This is a genomic window from Pseudomonas sp. GL-B-19, from assembly GCF_019956415.1.
GTDB lineage: Bacteria > Pseudomonadota > Gammaproteobacteria > Pseudomonadales > Pseudomonadaceae > Aquipseudomonas.
In genome coordinates, this window is the sequence record NZ_JAHBDK010000040.1 from 1 (window position 1) to 20,106 (window position 20,106).

Genomic DNA, 20,106 nt, shown 5'->3' on the forward strand with positions numbered 1-20,106 from the left:
GGCAGGTGGTGGTGGTGGTGGCGCCGGTGGTGGTGGCGGTCACGGAGGCGGCGTTGGCGGTGGCCATGGCGGCGGTACAGGCGCTGGTCACGCTGGTCACAACGGTTCCGATCACTCCGGCGGCACTCACAGTAACGGCCGCGGCAATGGGCTCAGCAGTGATCATGCCGGCAGGGCCGTTCGCGATCATGGTGAAAGCGGAAATCACTACGGCAGTGAGCACAATAGTGATCGCGGTCATGGCCAAACGACTTCAGGCATCGCCCACTCCAGAGATACTCATGGCATAAGCAAAGCCAGAGCTATTGCTGACTCGACTCCAGGCGATCACAACTCGAAAGGCTTGAGCAAAACCGGGATGTCGGTATCGAAAAGTCGCACTGATCATCCATAACGGCTGACCGGGAAGTGCAGCAGACTCAATTGCAAAGTCTGCTGTACGCTTGAGGTCAGTTCGATTTCTTCGGTGGGGAGTTTTGTCCAGAGTGGTAGGTGGGAATCCTCGCCTACCCTCTGCGAGAGAGTTTTGCACGGCCAATTGCCATAGGGATATACGGACCAAAAGCGCGCTATCCGGACCTATCGCGCACGGATTTTCATCCGTCGGCAATCTGTCATATTCGGTATTTCTTCATTACAGATAGTGGTCAGCCCAATGCGTATAAATGAGGCTGCACCGTGTTTTCACGTCTTCTGTGTTCACTGTCCGTTTTGAGCCTGTCTATCGCGGCTGCCCAGGCTGCCGAGACCAACTCCCTCGACACCCCCCGCTTGAGCAGCATCGACAACTTGCGCGATGTCGCCGGCACCACCACCGCGTATTCCACGGCTACCGACGGCACGATGCGTAACGGCGTGTTCTACCGCTCCAACGCGCTGACCCCGTCAGCGGCGGATCTGGGCACCTTGAATGGCCTCGGCATCAAAGCCGTCTACGACCTGCGCACGCCGAGCGAAATCGCCGGTACGCCTGACACCCTGCCCAACGGTGCTCGCTATTTGAACATCGACATTCTTGGCAACGCCACGTCCGGTTCAAACCTCCCCACGGGCCCGCTCGAAAGTGCCGCCGACGCCATCGCCATGATGCAGGGCATCAACCGGTCATTCGTCAGTGATGCGGGGGTGCGCGGTCAATTCAACACGCTGTTCAATGAGCTGGCCGAAGTTGACGGCGCCGCTCTGTTCCATTGCACGGCCGGCAAGGACCGTACAGGCTGGACCGCCGCCGTGTTGCTGAGCATTGCCGGGGTCGACAGCGCCACCATCATGAGCGACTACCTTGCCACCAACGAATACACTGCCGCGCGCGTGGCGGCGACGCTGGCGGCCATGCCACCGAGCATGGCCGCGATCTATGCGCCGCTCCTCGGCGTGGAAGCCAGTTTCTTGCAAGCCAGTCTGGATCAGGTCACCGCGCAGTACGGCAGCATGGACAATTACCTCAAGCTAGGCCTTGGCCTGTCCCAGGAGACCATCTACGTGCTGCGCGGCAAGATGGTTTTCTACAACAGCCTGCCTGGCCAGGCAGGCCTCCTCGGCAACGCCGCCGCAGGTGCCGGGTTGCTGCAACAGCTGCAGAACAGCAACCTGTCAGGCACCTACAGCGACTACAACTATTACCTGCAATCGGCGATTGATGCCGGCACCCTTGGTGGTGTCGAGTCCACTGTCGGTGGCCAGGTGCACGCCGACTCTGCCAGCTACTTGCTGCGCCAGGGGGCGATGATCGACCGGGCCGCTGCGCCCTTCACCAGCGGCACAGATCTCAAGATCGGCCAATACCGTTTGTGGAGCACTGCACTGGCGGGCTATCTGGGCACCGATGGTTCGTCCGAAACCGCCAGCAGCAACGAGCACAGCCAAGGGTTGATGATCGGCCTGACGCAGCGCTTCACCGAACAACTCAGCGCCCACGCGGGTTTCGGATACAGTCGCGGTAATGTCGGCGGGGCGGGCGGTGAGGTGGACACTGACTGGACCTTTCTCACCGCCGGCGCCCGCTATGCCCCGGACGGCCTGGAGCGCGGCCTGTTTGTCGACGCCGACGCCAACGCCGGCTGGCTTGACTACGAAAGCAAGCGTGACCTCGGTGGCGGACTAGGGACGGCCAAAGGCGACAGCCATGGCAATCTCTCCGGTGCAACCCTGGCGCTGGGCTATCGTGTGCCGGTGAGCGGCATGATCGTCGAACCGAGCCTCGGCCTTCGCGTCAGTCACCTGAACGTGTCCGGCTTCCAGGAGAAGGGCAGCGAGCTGGCTCTCGACGTCGACGATATCAATGAAACCCGGCGCAGTGCGGTGGCCAATCTGAATGTGTCATTTACCCCGGTCGGCATGGGTAGTTGGCAACTGGTGCCGGGTGTTCAGGTGGGTTATGAGCATGTGCTGGGCGATAACGAAGTCTATAGCGAAGGACACCTGCTGGGTCTGGATGTCGAACAACGCGCAGCCTTTGATAACCGGGATCAGTTCACCGCCGGGGTCAATCTCATGGCCAATATCGGCCCGCTGAGCCTTGGGGGCGAAATTGGTGCCAGCGGTGGAGGGGACAGTCACGGCTTCAGCGGTGGCATCAACGCCAGCTATTCGTTCTAACACTGCGGCATGGGTTCCGGCCGCCGGTATTCGGCGGCCTTGGCTTTATGCAGGACGAACCGGTTAGCGTCGGGCGCGCGGGCGCCCTGATTTCAAATCAGCGGGACTCACACCATAGGCGTTCTGGAAGTACTGGCAAAACCTGCCGACATTGCTGAACCCGAATCGCAAGGCCACCTCGGTCACGGACGTCGGGGCATCCTGCGCAAGCGCATCGTAGGCACGCTCCAGCCGCACTTGCCGTTGATAGGCGACAACCGAAATGCCCACGAAGCGCCGAAAACCTTCCTGCAACGCGCGCTGGCTGACGTTGCTCAGTCGGGCCAGATCCGTGCCGCTGACTAGTTGATCGGGATGATCCTGAATGTACTCGACGGCCCGCTTCACATGCCGTGGCGCTATCAGCGGAGCAGGGCGCCGAAGGGCTCGCGTGAAGTTGTGCGGCCAGGCCTCCAGTACCGCGTCGATCAGCATTTCCCGAAGACGTGAAGGCATCAGAGTCCCCGCGTTGATCAGCAGGCCGAACTCGGTGCCCGTCGCCAGATCGATCAAGGCCTTGATGCCCTGGAAGGCCGGGATTTTCAAATCTACCACCGGCTCGAAGTGCAGCTTTTCCAGGACCGGCTTTTCCAGCAACGTCGACAGTCGCTCGGTGAAGAGGGCGCGTCTGATCGAAATCCCGTGCTGGGCATGATTGTCGAGAAAATGCATCGAGCGAATATCGGCTTTGTCGATTGCCAGACCAACGTGGGTGACGCCCACCGATTCGGTTGTGTGATTGAAGACGATCTTGCCGGCAGTAGGAATGACGAAGGTGATTTCATCATGGGGATCGGGAAAGATCACCGTGAAGTCGCCGCGGTAATGCATCCTGCGAAAGCTGACGCCTTCATGCCTGCCGTAGACGCCCCCGATGATGATGTTGGCAGGTGGGGGCGGCGTATCGGAGTAGCGGTTGCCGAACATGGTCGAGAACAGCGCGCCAAAGTCATCGCAGCGCATGTCGTTGGATCTGAGGATGATTGGCTGGCGTGGTGGGGGTGAGTACACCTTGAGTGGCACCTTGGGTCGAGGGAACTTGGGTACAGGGACGATGGAATGTGGGGTACGCGGGGAGCATGAGGACGTTAGCAGGCGCGGGTGACAGGTTTGTGATGGCGTGGAATGTGGAGGGCGGCGATCGATCCAAATCGGGCATTAACAGGGATAGCAGTACTCAAGTTCGCCGGCTGGATGGACCGTTGGCACGTCATCGATGACTTCCCCGCTATACAAACGTAATCTTGCCGATTCGCGTACCAAGACAAGAAAAAAAACAGGAGTCATTGATGCAACCAATCCGTCTCGGCCTGGTGGGCTACGGCAAGATTGCCCGGGATCAACACGTTCCAGCGATCAACGCCAACCCTGCGTTCCAGTTGGTGTCTGTCGCAACGCAAGGGCAGCCCTGCGCCGGGGTAGAGAATTTTCAGTCCCTGAGCGAGCTGCTCGAAAACGGCCCGCACATCGATGCGATTGCGTTTTGCACACCGCCGCAAGGGCGATTCGCTCTGGTGCAACAAGCGCTGGCCGCTGGCAAACACGTGCTGGTAGAAAAACCGCCGTGCGCCACGTTGGGTGAAGCGATGGCGTTGGTGAATCAGGCAGAGGAGCAAGGTGTCAGTGGTTTGTTCGCCTGGCATTCACGCTACGCGCCCGGTATCGAAGCCGCCCGTGACTGGCTGGCCACCCGTGCCCTGCAAAGCGTACAGATCGACTGGAAGGAAGACGTGCGCAAGTGGCACCCCGGCCAGGTGTGGATCTGGCAGCCCGGAGGCCTGGGCGTCTTCGATCCCGGCATCAATGCCTTATCGATTGCAACCCATCTGCTGGCTTTGCCGCTGTTTGTCGAGTCTGCCGAGCTGCGCGTCCCCGGCAACTGCCAGTCGCCTATTGCCGCTTCCATCAAAATGTCTGATGCGCGCCACCTCGATGTCCGCGCGGAGTTCGATTTCGACCACGGTCATGAGGAACTCTGGAGCATCGAGTTTCGCTGCACTGAAGGCATCCTGCGACTGGACAATGGTGGAGCACTGTTGAGTATTGACGGCGTGCGCCAAGCCGTATCGGAGGAGGGCGAGTACGCGGCGGTGTATCGACATTTTCAACAGCTGATTGACGACAAAGCCAGTGACCTGGACCTCCAGCCGCTGCGACTGGTTGCCGATAGTTTTTTTGTCGGCAGTCGGGCGTCGGTTGAGCCGTTCTACGATTAGCGGCCGCTGAAAGATTTAGCCAATCTGCTGCATCGACTGGTTGAATCAAAGCCGACTGTGATGACAGGCGGCTTTGGGATTGAAACGGTCATATAAGCGGTTTTTTTCGTTTGCTGACGACAAAACCAGCCGTTTGATAGACGACGCTAGCCTCTGCCTTTACCTCCGCTGCCACCGCCACTGCCGCTGCCGCTGCCGCTGCCGCTGCCGCTGCCACTGCTGCTGCTGCTGCTGCTGCTGCCGCTGCCACTGCCACTGCCACTGCTGCCACTACCGCTGCCGCTGCTATCTTCCGGGTCATTGTTGACATTGGGCTGTGGCCCGACGCCATCTCCCGTACGGAATGTCGGTAACGCAACCGAGGCCACGAATTTCACGCCGTCCCAGCTAGGCAAGGGTGTGGGCATCAATTGGAACTGGCCCGGGTGCTCAGAGTCCCAGCGCAGGAGCATCGACGTGTCCTCATGCTGTGTGTTGTGGCAGTGCTCCATGTAGGTACCGGCAAACTCACGGATGCGTATGGCCATTTCGACATCGTCGAGGCTGTCGGAATCGCGGCCTACACGGTAGATATCTTTGCGCGCGCCTTTTTCCCATTCTGGCGGCGGTTTGCCACCTCGAGTGAGAATGACCCCTTCCTCGAAGTGCACATGCACCGGGTGAGTCCAGCCATTGCCGCCGTTCTGGATCTTCCAGATTTCCAGCGTGCCTTCACCCTTGAACCCTGCCGGTGTCGGGCCAGTGGCCAGTTGTGGCGCGGCTGAAATCCGGCGCGGGTCCATGCCGAAGCCTTCGCCGCCATCGGTCTTGATCGTCCAGGGCTTGAAATCCGTGCCGTTGGAGCGGCCAAAGATAAAGGTGCGGTGCCGCGCCTGGGCAAGCCGGGCGATATCGGCAGGGTCATCACGGTTCAAAGGCAGGGGGATCATGAACCTGCCCTCGGGCTTGCCAGGTTTGGCGGGCTCGAAGTCGACCGGATTCATGCTCACGTCCTGCCCGGTGTAAGGCTGGACGTTCAGTTGCAGGAACAGGCCCACGCCCGGGTCACCGTTGACCCACTGTGGCCCGTGGCTGGTTTGCCTGACAACGGGCAGGTACTTCCCGGAGAGTACATCCGCCAATGGAATGTCGCGTTTGGGACGCTTGCCGTCTTCATGCTCCTCGATGTTGACGAAGAAAATCTTGTCGCCCGGATTGATGCCGTTTTTCGCGAAGTCGATTACGATGTCATAGCGTTCGGCAACGCCCAGTATCGGCAGAATGGCATTGTTGTCCTGTGTGTCGCCGTCGCCATCGAGGTCCAGGCTGCCATCGAACGGCACCGCGTGCTCCATGATATTGCCGTCGTTGGCAATCATGTGGAACGGCACCCGGTTATAGGAAACCCCGGAGCTTTTCGGGCCAGGAAACTCGCCACCATTACCATTGACCTGACGCACCACCGCCAGCTTGAAGTAACGAGAAACCGATCCGTCGAGAATGCGGAAACGGTAGCGGCGGGCACGTACGTCCAGGAAGGGCTTGTACTCCCAGTTGGTCAGCACCTGGTCACCGAGAAAACCGTCGGTGTTGAAGGGGTTGAACCACAACTGGCCGGTCTGGTCCCAGGCTTTGTCGGCGATCGTCAAGTTGACGTCATAGTCGCGGTTACCCCACCCCAGACCCGAACCACTGGGCAAGCGCAGGTTGACCCCGTCGTCGACCGACTCGTTGCCACGGTCCACGGCGCTGTAGTAGTTCATCATCGTCGCGTTGCCCTTGTAGACATTCTGCGCGGTGAAATCGAGCATGTGGTCGTGGAACCAGTGGCTGCTCATGGTTTCTCGCCAGTCGCCACGGATCTTGATGGTGCCGTTGTTGCAGGTCTTGAAGCCGGGGGTGGCGTCGTTGACGAACAGGATCTCACCGGGGTCGCACGGGAATGCCGCTCGCGGATCCTCAGCGCTGGTATTGATGGAGTCGTAACCGGCCAACTGGATCGGCCAGCGATAGTCGTAGTACTGACCCGGGAAGAAGAACGCGTTGGCAAAGCCGTCGCTTTCCGCGGGCGAGTGGCCGTTGTGTTCATGGGTGGTGAGGGTGTGCAGGCCAAAGCCCCGGTTGGCCGATGGGTCAATGGGCAAGGCATCGTAATGACGCATCAGCATCGCCTGGCCATAGCGGACTAGAAGCAGTTTGGGCGGAAAGGTGCCGTCGAATGTCCACAACGCATTATGGTCCTGGACAGGAAAGTTTTCGTGAAACTGCACTTCAATGCCCTTGGTGGTGCCCTCGTTGGCCGGGGTGCCGTTGGTGTTGTGATAGAGCCCGCCTGGCGCAAATTCCCCCACGGCGTAGTTATGCCGTTGCATGCGATCACGTAAACCGCTGTTGACGTGCGCGCCTGCTTGCACCGTCTTGAAGGCGTCGCGCGGGAAAAACTCGTTGAAACGCTGGTGCGACCAGCCTTTTCCCGGTGGCCGGCCTTCTGCGGGCGAATCGACTCGACGATTGAGGAAATCCTCGATCTGCGCCTTCCAGGGGTTGCGGTCAAGTACATTGGAGAACTCTGTCGGGAAGGGCGTCAATGCCGGCTGCCTGAGAAAGGCATCCAGCGCAGTCGGCGATGGGCCGCTACGAGCCACCTTCAATGGATCTTGCGCCGGTGCGGGGCCCACCGTCGGGACCGGAAACGGAACGGGTGATGGCGGGTCGGTCGCATCCAGTTTGTTCGAGCCGAATTCCTCGAACAGTTCAAGCTTCTGTGTGAACGGTTGAACCCCGAACACCGGGCTGGCATTACCGTTAGTGGGGATGTTAAAGCTGGGTTGCAGATTGGGTGGCAGCACATTGTCGACCAAGGGGGTCTGGCGGTTTCCGGTCACACCATTGGGTAAGTCGAAGGCGCCGACGTTTGCGGGAGGCAGCTTGAGCAAGTCCCGCAATGCGGCATCGGGATCGGCAGGCGGATTGGTGAACGCCGATGGGTCGGTAGGAGGCGGGGGATCGGTGTTGTCGAGGGGGACTGCCTGGGTCTGGGACAAGCCCAGCCCCAACATGATCACGGCAGCAGAGATACTCAACGCCAGCCTGGTTTTGGACAAGGGACTAGGATTCAACCTTCCGGTATCTAGTTTCATCGCAAACACCTCTGACGGGTTCCTCGAAGCGCGTGGCAATACATGGGCAACGAACCACGGCTTCTGGCCCAGCTGGCGATTGATTTCGAGCCGGGATGGGGACGATGCATATTTCCAGCCAAAAGTGACAGGAAGTGACTAATGGCTCTACGCCACGCCCCCCTTATCTGCTGGCTTTAAGCCGGCGAATGAGAAGCCAGGATGAAAACCCCGATGACGGGGGATATCCCCCAATACAGGGTGCGATTGTGCGGGGTGTTTTGGCAAAGCGAAGTTGTGCCTAAGCGCAGGAGAGCGACTGTTGGTCGGATGAAAGATGGATCCGGGTTTTATGAGGCTGTCTTTTTTTGATGTTTTTAGCGGCCTTTTAAAACAATGGGTTGGGGTATAAATGTATAGAGTCTTGTAATCATGATTGCTTATTGACGATCGGATTTTATCCGACCTAAGTCTGATATCCGAGCGCCAGGAGCCTGGAAAACACGACCGGTGATCGGCGTCATCCTGGGTTCCCTGCTATTAATGAATGAATGTTCGAGTGTTAATCCTTTCGGGAGCGCGTCATGAATCCATTCATTCGCATCTGCATTGCCGACGACCATCCGATGTTGCGTGAGGGCGTTGCCAATACATTGAGAAAACGGGCGGATTTTCAGGTCGTGGAGCAGGGCGCCAGTGCGCAAGATGCCAGGGATATCGCCCAGAGGGTGCGTCCGGATGTGATGCTGATGGACGTCAATATGCCAGGTGATGTTTTCGCCGCGGTGCGGTTCATTTCCAATGAGCTGTCGGATGTGAAGGTGCTGATGCTGACGGTTTCAGAATCCGAAAATGACGCCTTTTTGGCGCTGGAGGCCGGCGCGCGAGGGTATGTGTTGAAAGGTGTCAGCGGACCGGAACTGGTCCAGGCGATCAGGTTGGTTGCCAAGGGTGAAACGTATGTCACCCCCGAGTTTGCCAACAAACTGCTGAGTAACACCAAGAAACACGAAGCGGAAATTCACACGTTTGATCTGACCCATCGCGAGGAGGAGGTCATTCGTGAGGTTTCAAAGGGGCTGACCAATAGGGAGGTTGCGTCAAAGCTGTTGATCAGCGAAAAAACCGTCAAGCACCACATGGGCTGTGTGATGCAGAAACTGAACGCCCGAAATCGTGTCGAAGCGGTCACGGCCCTACGGCATTACAGGGAGCGCGAAGCTGTCGGGCGACTTCACATCGGCGCAGGGAATACACCAATGGATGCCCAAAGCGGCCCCTGACTAGAGTTTGAACTGTGCATTGACCGACGTACCAGAGGCGCAGGAGTCGATGCTGAACAACCCGCCCAGAGATTCAACGCGATAACGCAAACCGGCGAGCCCCAAACGGGTTCTGTCGGATGTATCGAGCTGCATGGCGTCCGCCGCCATGCCCGGACCACTGTCCCTGACGCTGATATTCAATACCTGATCAATGTATTGCGCCTGGATGACCTGACCCTCGCCGTTGGCATGACGGTAAGCGTTGTTGAGGGTTTCTTGCACAAAACGGTACAAACAGAGTTTGAGCGGCAGCGGCGTGGCCTTTGGCAGCGGCCCCAGGGTTAAGGTGACCCTGGTGCCGGTACGTTGCTCGTGCCGTTGCGCCACCAGTTGCAATTCTTCCACCAGGCTCAGGTCGTTAATTTCCGGAAGTGCCAGGCCTCGTGACAAATCGCGGACCTCACGCAATGCGTCGGTGGCGGCGCCACGAATGGTTTCCATCGACTCCTGATCGACAGCCGAGCAGTTTTCGGCCAGGTCATCGAGCCGGATCAGAATCAAGGTCAATAACTGCGCCGGCCCATCGTGCAGGTCTGCACCAATGCGCCGCAAGGTAAGTTCGTTGACCCGGGAAAACTCCTGGGTAGCCGTCGCCATCTTGCGCTGGAGTTCGGCATTGCTGATGTGCAAACGGGTTTGCTCCTGCAACCGTAAGCGCAGTGCAACTTGTTGTTGCTGGATAATCTTGTCACCGCGTCGCACGATGAAGAACAGTAGCGTCAGCATTGCCAGCGTCGCGGCGCCCACAACCCCCCATACCTGCTGTCGGACCCGATTGATCTCGCGTTTCAGACTATCGGCCTTTTCATAAAATTCGCCCACCGCGACGATATTCCCAGAGGTTGAATCCCGCAGGGGCGCGTAGATCTCATAGAGCGGCAGGTTGAGGTTGCGCTCGAACTCGTTCTCCTCCTGGCTCAGGTCTTGAAGGTCAGTGACCACTTTGCCCTTGAGTGCCTCGGTGATCTCATCCAGTGGGAATTTTCGGTTGGTGATGGCTTTATTCGTGCCGTAGATCACCGTGCCATCCGCTCGCCAGATCTTGATCGAGACAATGTGCTGTTTTAGCGAACGACTTTCCGCGAGGCGGTCCAGGAACTGGACACTTTCAGCCGAGAGGCCGTTGTCCCGGCTCATCTCCTGCACATAGGGCTCCAGAAACGTATCCATGTACTGAGCGGCTGCTTCTGCCGCGCTTTGTACCGCGGCACTTTCTATTCGTTCGCTCACCAGTTTGCCAACGAAGAACATGGTCAGTCCCAGGATCACCGTAGCGGCAATGACAAACTGGGTCGAGCGACTCAGCTCGCGCGCCCGGCCCCTGATCCGTGTGCGCCAGATTCCATTGCGAGCCACATCGGAAGCAGGGGTTGGTTCGACCAGAGCCTCAGTCTCCTGCGCGATAAAAGTCTCGTTTTCTGATTCGACTTTTGCATTTTTTACCATCGATTTGGTTCCCTGATCATCGTGATAAACCGGTTGGAAAACCCTGCAACTCAACGGATATCTGGAGTCTGGCATGTATCGGCTAAAGCGCTTCCCCTCAATCAAAATGATATTTCGTTTCTTGACCAGCAGGTTTCCTTTTCGACTTTAGCAACTGACTCTCATTGTTATGTTGGTGGGATTTTCGACGGTGTTACGTAAGTGAGCCATTCTTACCGGGATATCGATCGCCGCTTCATCACCTTGGCCTCATGCGAGTACAGCCATGCTCTATTGGATGTTGGTCTTCGTCCCCATTCCTATCCTCTTGAAGTTCATTGCGCCACAGCAGGACTTGCTGATCTTTCTGGCGGCATCTCTGGCCATCGTGCCACTGGCCGGATGGCTGGGCCGGGCGACCGAGCAACTGGCGGAGCGTTCTGGAGAAGGGGTCGGTGGACTGCTCAATGCCACGTTCGGCAACGCCACCGAACTGATCATCGCCATTAGCGCATTGCGGGCCGGCTTGCACGATGTGGTGAAAGCCTCCCTGATCGGCTCCATTGTCGGCAATATCCTGCTGGTGCTGGGAGCCGCCATGCTCGCCGGCGGGTTGCGACACAAGGAGCAGCAATTCAATGCCCTCGCAGCTCGTTCCCAAGCCACGTTACTGACCATGGCGACCATTGCACTTGTATTGGCTGCTGCCTACAACGCCGTGGTGGCGCCTCGTGCACCTGAAGGGCTGCAGAGGTTGAGCTTGTATATCGCCGTGGTCTTGTTGCTGGTTTATGGGCTGTTTCTGGTGTACTCGCTGATTACCCACAAGAACCTGTTTGCCGGGGACCCTCATGTTGCGAGCGATGGGCAGCAGTCCCCGCTCTGGTCAAAGAGCAAGGCGTTGCTGGTTTTGACCGTGGCGACGCTGTTGATTGCCTGGGTCAGCGAGATTCTAGTGGCGGCCATCGAGCCGAGTGCGCATCAACTTGGACTCAGCAACCTCTTTGTCGGTGTTTTTATAGTCGCGATACTAGGAAACGCCGCTGAGCATTCTTCCGCGGTTTCGGCGGCCATGAAAAATCGCATGGACCTCTCGCTCTCGATTGCGATTGGTTCCAGCGTTCAGGTTGCCCTTTTCGTGGCCCCCGTTCTCGTGTTGGTCAGCTACGCCATCGGTTCGGCACCGATGGACCTGGCGTTCTCCGGCGGTTTGGTCCTCAGTGTGCTGCTGGCCGTTCTGATTACCGGTCAGGTGGCCGGCGACGGACGATCCGACTGGCTGAAGGGGGTGCAATTACTCGCCGTGTACTTGATCCTCGGCCTGGCCTATTTCTTTACACCTGATGTGTTGGCCTGAACGCCTGGGGATTGCGAATCTCTCAATTGCAGGTGATCATGCGCCAAATAGGTAGGGGGGGTATGGTATGGCGCACATTCACGGGCAAAAAGACGATCTATTGAAACGAGTAAAACGCATCGCCGGACAGGTTCAGGCGATAGAGCGAGCGCTGGAGTCCGAGGCCGACTGCGCCAAGACTTTGCATCTCGTCGCGGCGACTCGCGGGGCCATGAACGGTTTGATGGATGAAATCATCGAAGCTCACGCCCATGCACATGTCGCCAATCCTGAACTGAGCGATGAGGAGCGGGCCAAAGGCGTCGAAGAACTGCTCGAAGCCATCCGCCGTTACTCCAAATAGGCCCGGTAATGCCAAATTTCGCAGAACTGCTTCAACAGGGTGGCGCCCACGCGTGGCTCTATTTCCCCAGCGCGATACTGCTGGGGGCCTTGCACGGGCTTGAACCCGGGCATTCAAAAACCATGATGGCGGCGTTCATCGTGGCCATTCGTGGCTCGGTCAAACAGGCGGTGTTGTTGGGTCTGGCCGCAACGCTGTCGCATACGGCGGTGGTCTGGCTGGTCGCTATCGGTGGCATGTATTTGGGCAAGGGGCTGGATGCTCAAACCACCGAGCCGTATTTCCAACTCGCATCCGCTGCACTGATTATTTTGATAGCGCTCTGGATGCTGTGGCGCACCTGGCGTGGCGAACAGATGTTCAAGTTCGAGCAGGGTGAAGATCACCACCACGGCGAACATGACCACGGTCACCACGATGAAACCCAGCGTATCGATACCGGTCATGGCCGTGTCGAGCTTTCGATTTTCGAAGCCGGCATGCCGCCGCACTGGCGTCTGAAAGCGTTGAGCGGGCATGCCTGGGGCGCTGCGGATGTCCGGGTGCTGACGACGCGTCCGGACGGCAGCACCCAAGCGTTCTCATTTATTGAGCATGACGGTTTTCTGCAATCGACGGCGGACATTCCCGAACCCCATGAATTCAGCGTTCGCTTGAGCCTTGGACACGCCGGGCACTCTCACGACTACGACCTGGAATACCTGGAGCATGATCACGGGCATTCGCACGCGGAACTGGAAGGCCTGGAATTGTCGGTTGATGGTTATCAGGATGCGCATGAACGTGCCCATGCCAATGACATTCGCAAGCGCTTTACCAATCGTGAAGTGACCACCGGCCAGATCATCGTGTTCGGTTTGACGGGAGGGTTGATTCCTTGCCCGGCGGCCATCACCGTTTTGCTGCTCTGCCTTCAGGTCAAGGAAGTCGCCTTGGGTGGCGCACTCGTCTTGTGCTTCAGTATTGGTTTAGCAATTACGCTGGTATCGGTCGGCGCGGCGGCAGCCATTGGCGCCCGTCAAGCCACCAATCGCTGGCCATGGTTGGGTGCGGTTGCGCGTCGGGCACCTTATTTGTCCGGGGCGTTGATTATCGGCGTGGGCTTGTATGTCGGCATTCATGGCTGGATCGGGTTGAACGCTTAACACGCATTGCATGGGCGCGGATCTGTTTCGTGCACGAAAAAGCCCGGCTGATCAGGCCGGGCTTTTCATTGAGTGCCGCGCTAATGCCATGCATTTGATGCCGACGATGGATGCATCAGCTAGGGGTAAGGTCATTGAGCGGTGACACACAGCTCCCCGGTGGCGCGGATCAGGGCCTGACCGTGCAGTTGATCCTTGATCAGGCTCGCTCGCTCGGTCCCCAGCCAGTTTGGGCAGTTGGGGTCATTGCGATAGGGCACGAAGTCGGCGTATTGCTGCAGCAGGCGGTGTTGCAGCTCATCCAGTTGTGGCCTGATTTGATTGATCAGGTCCGGCCGTGGAGTGTCTGGCGCCTTGTCCGCCGCGCGCCATTGAGCGAGCAGGCCGTATTGCACCAGCTTGTTGGCTTCGATTTGTGCGGCGATCAGCTCGGCAACTTCGTCCGGATTCAGTTTCTGGCCCTCGGCTTTCTTCCTGGCGTTGTCGATAAGCTGCGTTTCCCGGGGCGTATCCTGGATCGGTTTGCCACTGTCCCATTTGGTCAACGCCACCAGATCAGCAATGTTCAAGCGCTCGTTGATCGTCACCAGCAGCGGTAACAAACTGTCGGGCGCAGGGGAGGGTGTACCGGCCTGGACGCCGCCAGCGAACAAACCGAACAGGGCGCAGCTCAGCAGGTGCGGCAAGCGTAGGGAGTGGAGCATGGGCAAACCTCATTGAGCGCAAAGTTCACAATCAGGTCTTATGTACCACAGGTGCGGCAGAGGCTTTAAGTGGGGACTGGTTTATTTTGTGCGTGAAAAAGCCCGGCTTGTTTGGCCGGGCTTTTCGTTGAGTGCTGCGGTAGAACCCTTCATTTATACCGCGCGGCTTTCGATCAGACGGTCGGAGCCACCTTCGGCAACGCGGTTCTGCATCAGGCGGTCGGAGCCATCAGCGGCTACACGGTTTTCGATCAGACGGTCGGAGCCATCAGCGGCCACACGATTCTCGATCAGACGGTCAGAGCCATCAGCGGCCACACGATTCTCGATCAAACGATCCGAACCCCCTTCAGCCACACGGCTTTCAATCAGACGATCCGAGCCGCCTTCAGCGACTACAGGTTGAGCAGAAGTAGCGGCAAAAGCGTTAACTGCGAAAACTGAGAAAGCGATAGCGAGAAGAGTTTGGCGTTTCATGGTGGTGTGCTCCGGGGTGCTTATTGGTTGGTATGGAGCTGATGTTACGCCGGGGATTTTTTAAGAGAACTTCATTGAGTTGATGGTGACTATCGATGTCGGCAATGGATCATTGCGCGCGGTGACTTCACCGCGCGGCACTTGAGTTCCGGGTGTCTAAACGGCGGGAATCCCGCAAATGCGCCGTACTAAATCAGCCTTTACTGGCCGCCAGATAAGCGCCAAGGCGTTGTCCCATATGCTCGCCCAAGGCTTGCAAACCGCTCAAGGGACGGACCATCACTTCAAACTCAACGATTTTCCCCTGTTCATTGAAGCGGATCATGTCGATGCCCTTTAACTGTTTGCCGCCCACGTTGGCGCTGAATTCCAGGACGACGTTCAACCCGTCTGCCGTCGCCAGTTCGCGGTGGTAGGCAAAGTCCTCAAACACGTTGACCACGGTGTTGAGAATCATCGAAACGACGGCCGCGCCCGGATAAGGCGTGTGAGCCATCGGCGAGCGGAACACCGCTTGCGGGTCCAGCAAGTCTGGCAAGGCGCTCAAGTCATCCGTGCGGATCATCTCGTGCCATTGCTTCAAGGAGGCCGTCGCGTTGGGATGCAGGTTCAGTTCAGACATTTTCTACTCCTGTATTTTTATTGTGGGTTCTGCAATGTCGAAAGGCGTGGTGTTGCGAAAGCGTTGGTCAATGACCGCCGCCGCATCGTCCGCCCACTGACTGTATATCGCAGGACCAGGATGGAAGCCATCCCGTGCCATCGAACCCGTCACGGGGGCCAACCGGGTCGTCAGCATCGTGCAGTGATCGATGCGCGCCACCAACTCGGCAAGACGCGTGTTGAAACCACTGGCCCTGCACCCCAGGTACCAACGCAGCGGTTGCGGCAGCGCTGGAAACAGGTGCATGGGCGGAAGAGGGGACACCACGATCTGCCTCACCGCGTACTTGCTGCGCAGCAGGTCCATCAACTGATCTTGTCGAGCGACCCACTCGTCAGCCGCCAATGTACTGGTGACATCGTTGACGCCGATAGACACCAGTGCCACATCGAAGGATTCTGGAGCGCTGCTGTCGAGCAGCTCCAGCAGCGCTTGCGAATCAAGCCCGGACCTGGCCCAGAGTTTCCAGGACACCTGGTAATCACTGGCCAACTGGCTGACCAGTTGGCCGCTGAGTGCTTCGTCCTGAGTCGATGCTCCAACGCCAGCGGCGGCGCTGTCTCCCACAATCAACAACCGCAGGGCTACGCCGCTGCCGGCCATGCCTTGGCGCTCGCCCTCGGCCTCCGGCAGTCTGGGCGTTACCCATCGGGTGTAAACGCCCTGCATGAGTAACAAGGGACCGAGCAGAATTCTGGCGAGCGCTTCAGTGTGGTTCATGCAGGGGTGCCGTGTTGAGGGCCATGGTTATCTGGATAGTTCGTCGTCGAAAATGCTTTCGATGGGCCGTGTGCTAACCGTTGTCAGCGATATTTGTATAACGCCAGCGCGGCAAGTGCATCAAAAATAGCTCAAGAAAAAGCCCGGCTGATCAGGCCGGGCTTTTCATTGAGTACTGCGCTAAAGCCCTGCATTTATGCGGCGCGGCTTTCAATCAGACGGTCGGAGCCACCTTCGGCAACGCGGTTCTGCATCAGGCGATCGGAACCATCAGCGGCAACGCGGTTTTCGATCAGACGGTCAGAACCATCAGCGGCCACACGGTTTTCGATCAGTCGGTCAGAACCATCAGCGGCTACACGATTTTCAATCAAACGATCCGAACCACCTTCAGCCACACGGCTTTCAATCAGACGATCCGAGCCGCCTTCAGCGACCACGGGTTGAGCAGAAGTAGCGGCAAAAGCGTTAACTGCGAAAACCGAGAAAGCGATGCTGAGAAGGGTTTGGCGTTTCATGATGGTGTGCTCCGGGGTGTTATGGGTTGGTATGGAGCGGATGTTACGCCGAGGATTTTTTATGAGAACTTCATTGAGTTGATGGTGACTATCGATGCCGGCAATGGATGCATGCGGCCCCCGTTTTTCATGCGTTCCACCGCAGCCAGTTCACATTCACGCTTCACTGATCTTGCTGACACTGGTGATCTGGCCATTCCAGATCATCTCGTAATGAGCCGTCTGAACAATCGATGCAACCGGTCGCGGCGTCATCAGCGCCCAGCAATAACTACCTTGCATACGCACCGAGCGGTAACGAATACCGGGACATCCCGCTTCTTTGATCGATCTGCCCAATTGACGGGAATGCGTGTAATCGTCCGGCGCATAGACAGGATCCGTCAGCGCAATGGACGTAGCATCTTTCATCGCCACGTCCACAAAGGAACAGGACAGCCCACGAAAAACGAAGCGCTCATAGTTCAGGTTACGAACATTCGACCAATACAGACTCTGGTGATGCCGCACTTCAGCCAGTGCCGTTTCCATGGAGTCCGCCAGATACAACACCCCAAAGCTGCCATCGCTGAACCGCGAACCTGAAGGGTTGACGTGAGTAAAAGGCGCTATCGCGTAAGAGCAGCCAGGAATACCGAACGGGATCTGATCTCGCGCAATCAACTCGAGACGACCCACTTCGTTATGCAGTCGGGGATTTGTCAGCGCCTGTATTTGATACAGCACCTCAAACTCGTCCGCGTCTGCCACGTCATCAAACAGCGCAATCGGTGGAAACTTCGAATTGACCAATCGGTAGGCCTGTAACTGCTCGCCGGCAAGCGCTGCCAGTTCGCTCACCCTCACCATTGCGCGCCCCGCAGTACATCAATGCGCCGAAAGGTTTCATACAGAGAAATCATATCGCCCTGGGACATGATCTCGAGGGGGGAGCGCCCATTGAAAAACTCGTTGTCGTTGGCCATCGACGGAAAACCGTAGACGTTTTCCGGATTATCGAAAACCAGGCGCAGCGTTGCGTGGATGTTGAGCACAAAACTGATGCGCTGCATCTGATCCGCGTCCAGCGCCACCGCCCATTCGGGATCGCGCTGCCGGGCGCGGGTGTAGGTGCTGCGGGAAATGCGCAGGATGCGACAGGCCTGATCGCTGGACGCGGACCATTTTTCGAGAATGCCTACTGCTGCACGCAAGCCCGTGACGCATTGGGTCTTGGTGAGTGCTTGTTCCTGAAAGGGGGCTGCCATCTTCTAGATCTCAATTGATCCGTAGACTCAAAAATACATAGATTGGGTCTACAGATCAATAGTGCATCGAGTAGCCATTCGGTTTCCTCGAGACTGGGTTCCCCTACGGACAGGCTAAGCAACACCTGCGCAACAATCGTCACTTGGTGGTGACTCATGAGTTCGTCAAACAGTCCCACCAACAACAGCAGTCGATAATGCCCCGAAGGACGTGGCGCCTGGCAACCGAGCACCGCTCTCGCTTTCAAACAGGGCTGGCAATGCCCATGGTCCTGGTTGTCGGTGCGGCCATCGCCTGCTTTGTGAAGGGTTGGGACATTGATCCAACTGAGCAGCGCTTGATGGGGGATCCGGACTCGTTACTCGGGTGGGCATTAATCGTAAGCGCCAAAAACAACTCCAACATGGCCACACAACATGCACCCGTTACGACAAAGCCTGCACAACGAACTGCACGCGCGCCCGTCACTGTATTTCGATGAGCCGGCCCATGTGTTTCATCTGGCCTTCCTCGGCAGCGATCAGGAGTGCAATGCATTCCTTCAAAACTGCTGCCCTGGCTCCCTCGACCTGAATGCCGCCCAAGGCATTACTCAACTCGATGGTCATGCACTGAAATGGGAGCGCCATGCCGAGTTTTTCACCCTGACCCTGGTGGTCACTTCATCCTGCAATGACTTGTCCTGGACAACGCTGCCCGAGGTGCTGGCACGGAAGGTCGAGGGGCATTTGTCGACGCTCATCAACTCGGTGCAGATCGTCGTGCGTGGTGAAGCCGACCTGGATCTCTCCCGTTATGGTTTCAAGGACCCGAGCGGTTCTTGCGTGGGTGGTGGCGATGCGGTGGTCTGGAGCGATTTTCGTATCAGCGAGGATGGCAACAACCACCTATTGTTCGTCAACCGGCGCCTGAACGCCTACCGCCAAGGTCGAATGATACGTCGCCTTCTGGAAATCGAGACCTACCGGATGATGGCCTCGTTATCCTTGACCATGGCCAAGTCCTTGAGCGCGCAACTCGATGTTTTTGACAAGACTTTGGTCACGCTCTCCGAACGTAACGCCCATGCCGACGGTAATAATGCGAAAGCTCTGCTTGCAGATATTTCCAACCTGTCTGCCCAAGTGGTCAGCAGCACCGCGAAAACCCGCCACCGCTTCAGTGCCACTCAGGCCTATGCTCAACTGGTGTTTGAACGCTTGGGTGAGTTGCGGGAAAGTCATGTGGGCGATTGCCAACGCCTTGGCGTGTTCATCGAACGCCGCTTCAAACCCACCGTCAGGTATTGCTCCGCCACCGAACAGCGGTTGGAGCACTTGGCCAAAAGCGTGGCCAACCTGGGCGATCTGTTACAAGCACGGGTCCAGGTAGAAATGGAAGAACAGAACTCGGAAATTCTCAAAAGCCTGAACGCCCGCGCCGATGCTCAAATCAAGATCCAGCGCGCAGTGGAAGGTCTGTCGATTATTGCGATTACCTACTACCTGATTAACCTGCTCAAACTTGGCTACTCGGGGTTGCACTTGCTCGGCGTTGCAGTGGCCCCGCGAGAGGCCATGCTGGCGATGACGCCGCTCGCAATCGGCATTCTTGCGTTGATTGTGCTTCGTATCAAGAAAGTCAAAGAGCATTAAGGCGATGACCCTGATGCTCACTTTTTACCAGGGTGCGTGGTCTTGAACGATTGGGCAATTCCCCAGCTTCCGCCATTTCCAGGCAATCAACTCATGGATTCGGCAGCACCGTTGGTGGGATCCCCTTCAGACAGCATCTGCTTGAGGCATTCTCGCTCTTCAATTCCAGGCAGCACGCCAGAAGTCGTCGCTTCCAGCACTGTGATGCCTTCAGCATTCTCAATCCTGACTTCGGCTTTTGCGTGACCGCGTTCATCGATATCAGCGATGAGCCAGTGGCAGATGAGTTGTTCTCCCGGGTACACCGGTCGTTTGAACTCGAAACTCATCCCTGTCGCCAGCCAGCCGATTTGCCCGCCAATTTCGGTGACAAGGCTGGCGGTCAGCAGGCCATGGGCAATGGGTGCCTTGAACCTGCGCAACTGCGCATAACGTGCGTCGCAGTGAACCGGGTTGTAGTCGCGAGAAATCTGCGCGAATTGACGAATATCAACCTCTGAAAAACAGCGGACTATCGTGAACCGGTCTCCGATCTGGAGGCCTTCGGCAGCACGTTCTCTTGGACTCTTCATAAACGCTCCCGGGTGGTAAAGGC

19 protein-coding genes are annotated in these 20,106 nt (G+C 57.7%); 8 read left to right on the forward strand and 11 right to left on the reverse strand.

Annotated features, from left to right (window positions below; all coding sequences use genetic code 11):
- Both KGB06_RS16655 and KGB06_RS16660 read left to right on the forward strand, forming a co-directional pair.
- On the forward strand, positions 1-394 hold a 394-nt coding region (locus KGB06_RS16655), incomplete at its 5' end, for a hypothetical protein (protein WP_223517594.1).
- A gap of 284 nt (positions 395-678) precedes the next feature.
- Complete coding sequence (locus tag KGB06_RS16660) at positions 679-2,598, forward strand: tyrosine-protein phosphatase (RefSeq protein ID WP_223517595.1); 1,920 nt, start codon at positions 679-681, stop codon at positions 2,596-2,598.
- Positions 2,599-2,661: 63 nt separating this feature from the next.
- Here the strand turns inward: KGB06_RS16660 and KGB06_RS16665 are convergent, their stop codons facing one another.
- Complete coding sequence (locus KGB06_RS16665) at positions 2,662-3,600, reverse strand: helix-turn-helix domain-containing protein (protein WP_263288297.1); 939 nt, start codon at positions 3,598-3,600, stop codon at positions 2,662-2,664.
- Positions 3,601-3,926: 326 nt separating this feature from the next.
- Here KGB06_RS16665 and KGB06_RS16670 point away from each other — a divergent pair, with 326 nt between their 5' ends.
- The gene (locus KGB06_RS16670; RefSeq protein ID WP_223517597.1) at positions 3,927-4,853 is read left to right on the forward strand and encodes a Gfo/Idh/MocA family protein; all 927 of its coding nucleotides are present in this window, start codon (positions 3,927-3,929) and stop codon (positions 4,851-4,853) included.
- 146 nt (positions 4,854-4,999) lie between these two features.
- On the opposite strand, the gene KGB06_RS16675 is transcribed toward KGB06_RS16670, so the two are convergent.
- Positions 5,000-7,972 carry a multicopper oxidase domain-containing protein gene (locus KGB06_RS16675; protein ID WP_223517598.1) on the reverse strand — a complete coding sequence of 991 codons (2,973 nt, stop codon included), beginning with the start codon at positions 7,970-7,972 and terminating at the stop codon, positions 5,000-5,002.
- Between the two features lie 563 nt (positions 7,973-8,535).
- On the opposite strand from KGB06_RS16675, the gene KGB06_RS16680 reads away from it, so the two are divergent.
- A complete protein-coding gene (locus KGB06_RS16680) occupies positions 8,536-9,234 on the forward strand; it encodes a response regulator (RefSeq protein WP_223517599.1) in 699 nt (232 codons plus the stop codon).
- On the opposite strand, the gene KGB06_RS16685 is transcribed toward KGB06_RS16680, so the two are convergent.
- Positions 9,235-10,722, reverse strand: coding sequence for a sensor histidine kinase (locus KGB06_RS16685; RefSeq protein WP_223517600.1), 1,488 nt, complete (start codon positions 10,720-10,722; stop codon positions 9,235-9,237).
- A gap of 265 nt (positions 10,723-10,987) precedes the next feature.
- On the opposite strand from KGB06_RS16685, the gene cax reads away from it, so the two are divergent.
- From cax to KGB06_RS16700, 3 genes are all read left to right on the forward strand, one after another.
- On the forward strand, positions 10,988-12,058 hold the full coding sequence (gene cax, locus KGB06_RS16690) for a calcium/proton exchanger (RefSeq protein ID WP_223517602.1): 1,071 nt from the start codon (positions 10,988-10,990) through the stop codon (positions 12,056-12,058).
- 67 nt (positions 12,059-12,125) lie between these two features.
- Positions 12,126-12,401: a metal/formaldehyde-sensitive transcriptional repressor gene (locus tag KGB06_RS16695; protein ID WP_223517604.1), complete on the forward strand. Its 276-nt coding sequence runs from the start codon at positions 12,126-12,128 to the stop codon at positions 12,399-12,401.
- 8 nt (positions 12,402-12,409) lie between these two features.
- On the forward strand, positions 12,410-13,546 hold the full coding sequence (locus KGB06_RS16700) for a nickel/cobalt efflux protein RcnA (protein ID WP_223517606.1): 1,137 nt from the start codon (positions 12,410-12,412) through the stop codon (positions 13,544-13,546).
- 131 nt (positions 13,547-13,677) lie between these two features.
- Here KGB06_RS16700 and KGB06_RS16705 read toward each other — a convergent pair whose 3' ends face one another.
- The 7 genes from KGB06_RS16705 to KGB06_RS16735 all read right to left on the reverse strand — a co-directional run bounded on the left by KGB06_RS16705 (position 13,678) and on the right by KGB06_RS16735 (position 17,876).
- The gene (locus tag KGB06_RS16705) at positions 13,678-14,250 is read right to left on the reverse strand and encodes a chorismate mutase (RefSeq protein ID WP_223517608.1); all 573 of its coding nucleotides are present in this window, start codon (positions 14,248-14,250) and stop codon (positions 13,678-13,680) included.
- 153 nt (positions 14,251-14,403) lie between these two features.
- Entirely contained in the window at positions 14,404-14,727 is a 324-nt protein-coding gene (locus KGB06_RS16710) for a hypothetical protein (RefSeq protein ID WP_223517609.1), read from the reverse strand.
- A gap of 193 nt (positions 14,728-14,920) precedes the next feature.
- The gene (locus KGB06_RS16715; protein ID WP_223517611.1) at positions 14,921-15,349 is read right to left on the reverse strand and encodes a nuclear transport factor 2 family protein; all 429 of its coding nucleotides are present in this window, start codon (positions 15,347-15,349) and stop codon (positions 14,921-14,923) included.
- 3 nt (positions 15,350-15,352) lie between these two features.
- Positions 15,353-16,111 carry an SGNH/GDSL hydrolase family protein gene (locus KGB06_RS16720; RefSeq protein ID WP_223517613.1) on the reverse strand — a complete coding sequence of 253 codons (759 nt, stop codon included), beginning with the start codon at positions 16,109-16,111 and terminating at the stop codon, positions 15,353-15,355.
- 194 nt (positions 16,112-16,305) lie between these two features.
- Positions 16,306-16,629 (reverse strand): hypothetical protein, encoded by a 324-nt coding sequence (locus KGB06_RS16725; protein WP_046030377.1) that lies wholly within the window; start codon positions 16,627-16,629, stop codon positions 16,306-16,308.
- A gap of 156 nt (positions 16,630-16,785) precedes the next feature.
- Positions 16,786-17,478, reverse strand: a complete 693-nt coding sequence (locus KGB06_RS16730; protein WP_223517615.1) for an RES family NAD+ phosphorylase — start codon at positions 17,476-17,478, stop codon at positions 16,786-16,788.
- The gene (locus KGB06_RS16735) at positions 17,472-17,876 is read right to left on the reverse strand and encodes an antitoxin Xre-like helix-turn-helix domain-containing protein (RefSeq protein WP_223517617.1); all 405 of its coding nucleotides are present in this window, start codon (positions 17,874-17,876) and stop codon (positions 17,472-17,474) included. Before KGB06_RS16735 ends, KGB06_RS16730 begins: the two co-directional genes overlap by 7 nt.
- A gap of 417 nt (positions 17,877-18,293) precedes the next feature.
- Here KGB06_RS16735 and KGB06_RS16740 point away from each other — a divergent pair, with 417 nt between their 5' ends.
- Positions 18,294-19,511 carry a DUF3422 domain-containing protein gene (locus KGB06_RS16740; RefSeq protein WP_223517619.1) on the forward strand — a complete coding sequence of 406 codons (1,218 nt, stop codon included), beginning with the start codon at positions 18,294-18,296 and terminating at the stop codon, positions 19,509-19,511.
- Between the two features lie 86 nt (positions 19,512-19,597).
- On the opposite strand, the gene KGB06_RS16745 is transcribed toward KGB06_RS16740, so the two are convergent.
- Positions 19,598-20,083: a MaoC family dehydratase gene (locus KGB06_RS16745; protein WP_223517620.1), complete on the reverse strand. Its 486-nt coding sequence runs from the start codon at positions 20,081-20,083 to the stop codon at positions 19,598-19,600.
- Positions 20,084-20,106: the final 23 nt, after the last annotated feature.

Excerpts from the sequence above, each read along its gene's own strand:
- KGB06_RS16715 (WP_223517611.1), bottom strand. The coding sequence starts at position 15,349 with ATGTCTGAACTGAACCTGCATCCCAACGCGACGGCCTCCTTGAAGCAA.
- KGB06_RS16745 (WP_223517620.1), bottom strand. The coding sequence starts at position 20,083 with ATGAAGAGTCCAAGAGAACGTGCTGCCGAAGGCCTCCAGATCGGAGAC.
- KGB06_RS16695 (WP_223517604.1), top strand. The coding sequence starts at position 12,126 with ATGGCGCACATTCACGGGCAAAAAGACGATCTATTGAAACGAGTAAAA.
- KGB06_RS16680 (WP_223517599.1), top strand. The coding sequence starts at position 8,536 with ATGAATCCATTCATTCGCATCTGCATTGCCGACGACCATCCGATGTTG.
- KGB06_RS16675 (WP_223517598.1), bottom strand. The coding sequence starts at position 7,972 with ATGAAACTAGATACCGGAAGGTTGAATCCTAGTCCCTTGTCCAAAACC.
- KGB06_RS16725 (WP_046030377.1), bottom strand. The coding sequence starts at position 16,629 with ATGAAACGCCAAACCCTTCTCAGCATCGCTTTCTCGGTTTTCGCAGTT.
- KGB06_RS16720 (WP_223517613.1), bottom strand. The coding sequence starts at position 16,111 with ATGAACCACACTGAAGCGCTCGCCAGAATTCTGCTCGGTCCCTTGTTA.
- KGB06_RS16705 (WP_223517608.1), bottom strand. The coding sequence starts at position 14,250 with ATGCTCCACTCCCTACGCTTGCCGCACCTGCTGAGCTGCGCCCTGTTC.
- KGB06_RS16740 (WP_223517619.1), top strand. The coding sequence starts at position 18,294 with ATGCACCCGTTACGACAAAGCCTGCACAACGAACTGCACGCGCGCCCG.
- KGB06_RS16665 (WP_263288297.1), bottom strand. The coding sequence starts at position 3,600 with ATGCGCTGCGATGACTTTGGCGCGCTGTTCTCGACCATGTTCGGCAAC.
- KGB06_RS16685 (WP_223517600.1), bottom strand. The coding sequence starts at position 10,722 with ATGGTAAAAAATGCAAAAGTCGAATCAGAAAACGAGACTTTTATCGCG.
- KGB06_RS16730 (WP_223517615.1), bottom strand. The coding sequence starts at position 17,478 with ATGGTGAGGGTGAGCGAACTGGCAGCGCTTGCCGGCGAGCAGTTACAG.
- KGB06_RS16735 (WP_223517617.1), bottom strand. The coding sequence starts at position 17,876 with ATGGCAGCCCCCTTTCAGGAACAAGCACTCACCAAGACCCAATGCGTC.
- KGB06_RS16710 (WP_223517609.1), bottom strand. The coding sequence starts at position 14,727 with ATGAAACGCCAAACTCTTCTCGCTATCGCTTTCTCAGTTTTCGCAGTT.
- KGB06_RS16700 (WP_223517606.1), top strand. The coding sequence starts at position 12,410 with ATGCCAAATTTCGCAGAACTGCTTCAACAGGGTGGCGCCCACGCGTGG.
- KGB06_RS16670 (WP_223517597.1), top strand. The coding sequence starts at position 3,927 with ATGCAACCAATCCGTCTCGGCCTGGTGGGCTACGGCAAGATTGCCCGG.
- cax (WP_223517602.1), top strand. The coding sequence starts at position 10,988 with ATGCTCTATTGGATGTTGGTCTTCGTCCCCATTCCTATCCTCTTGAAG.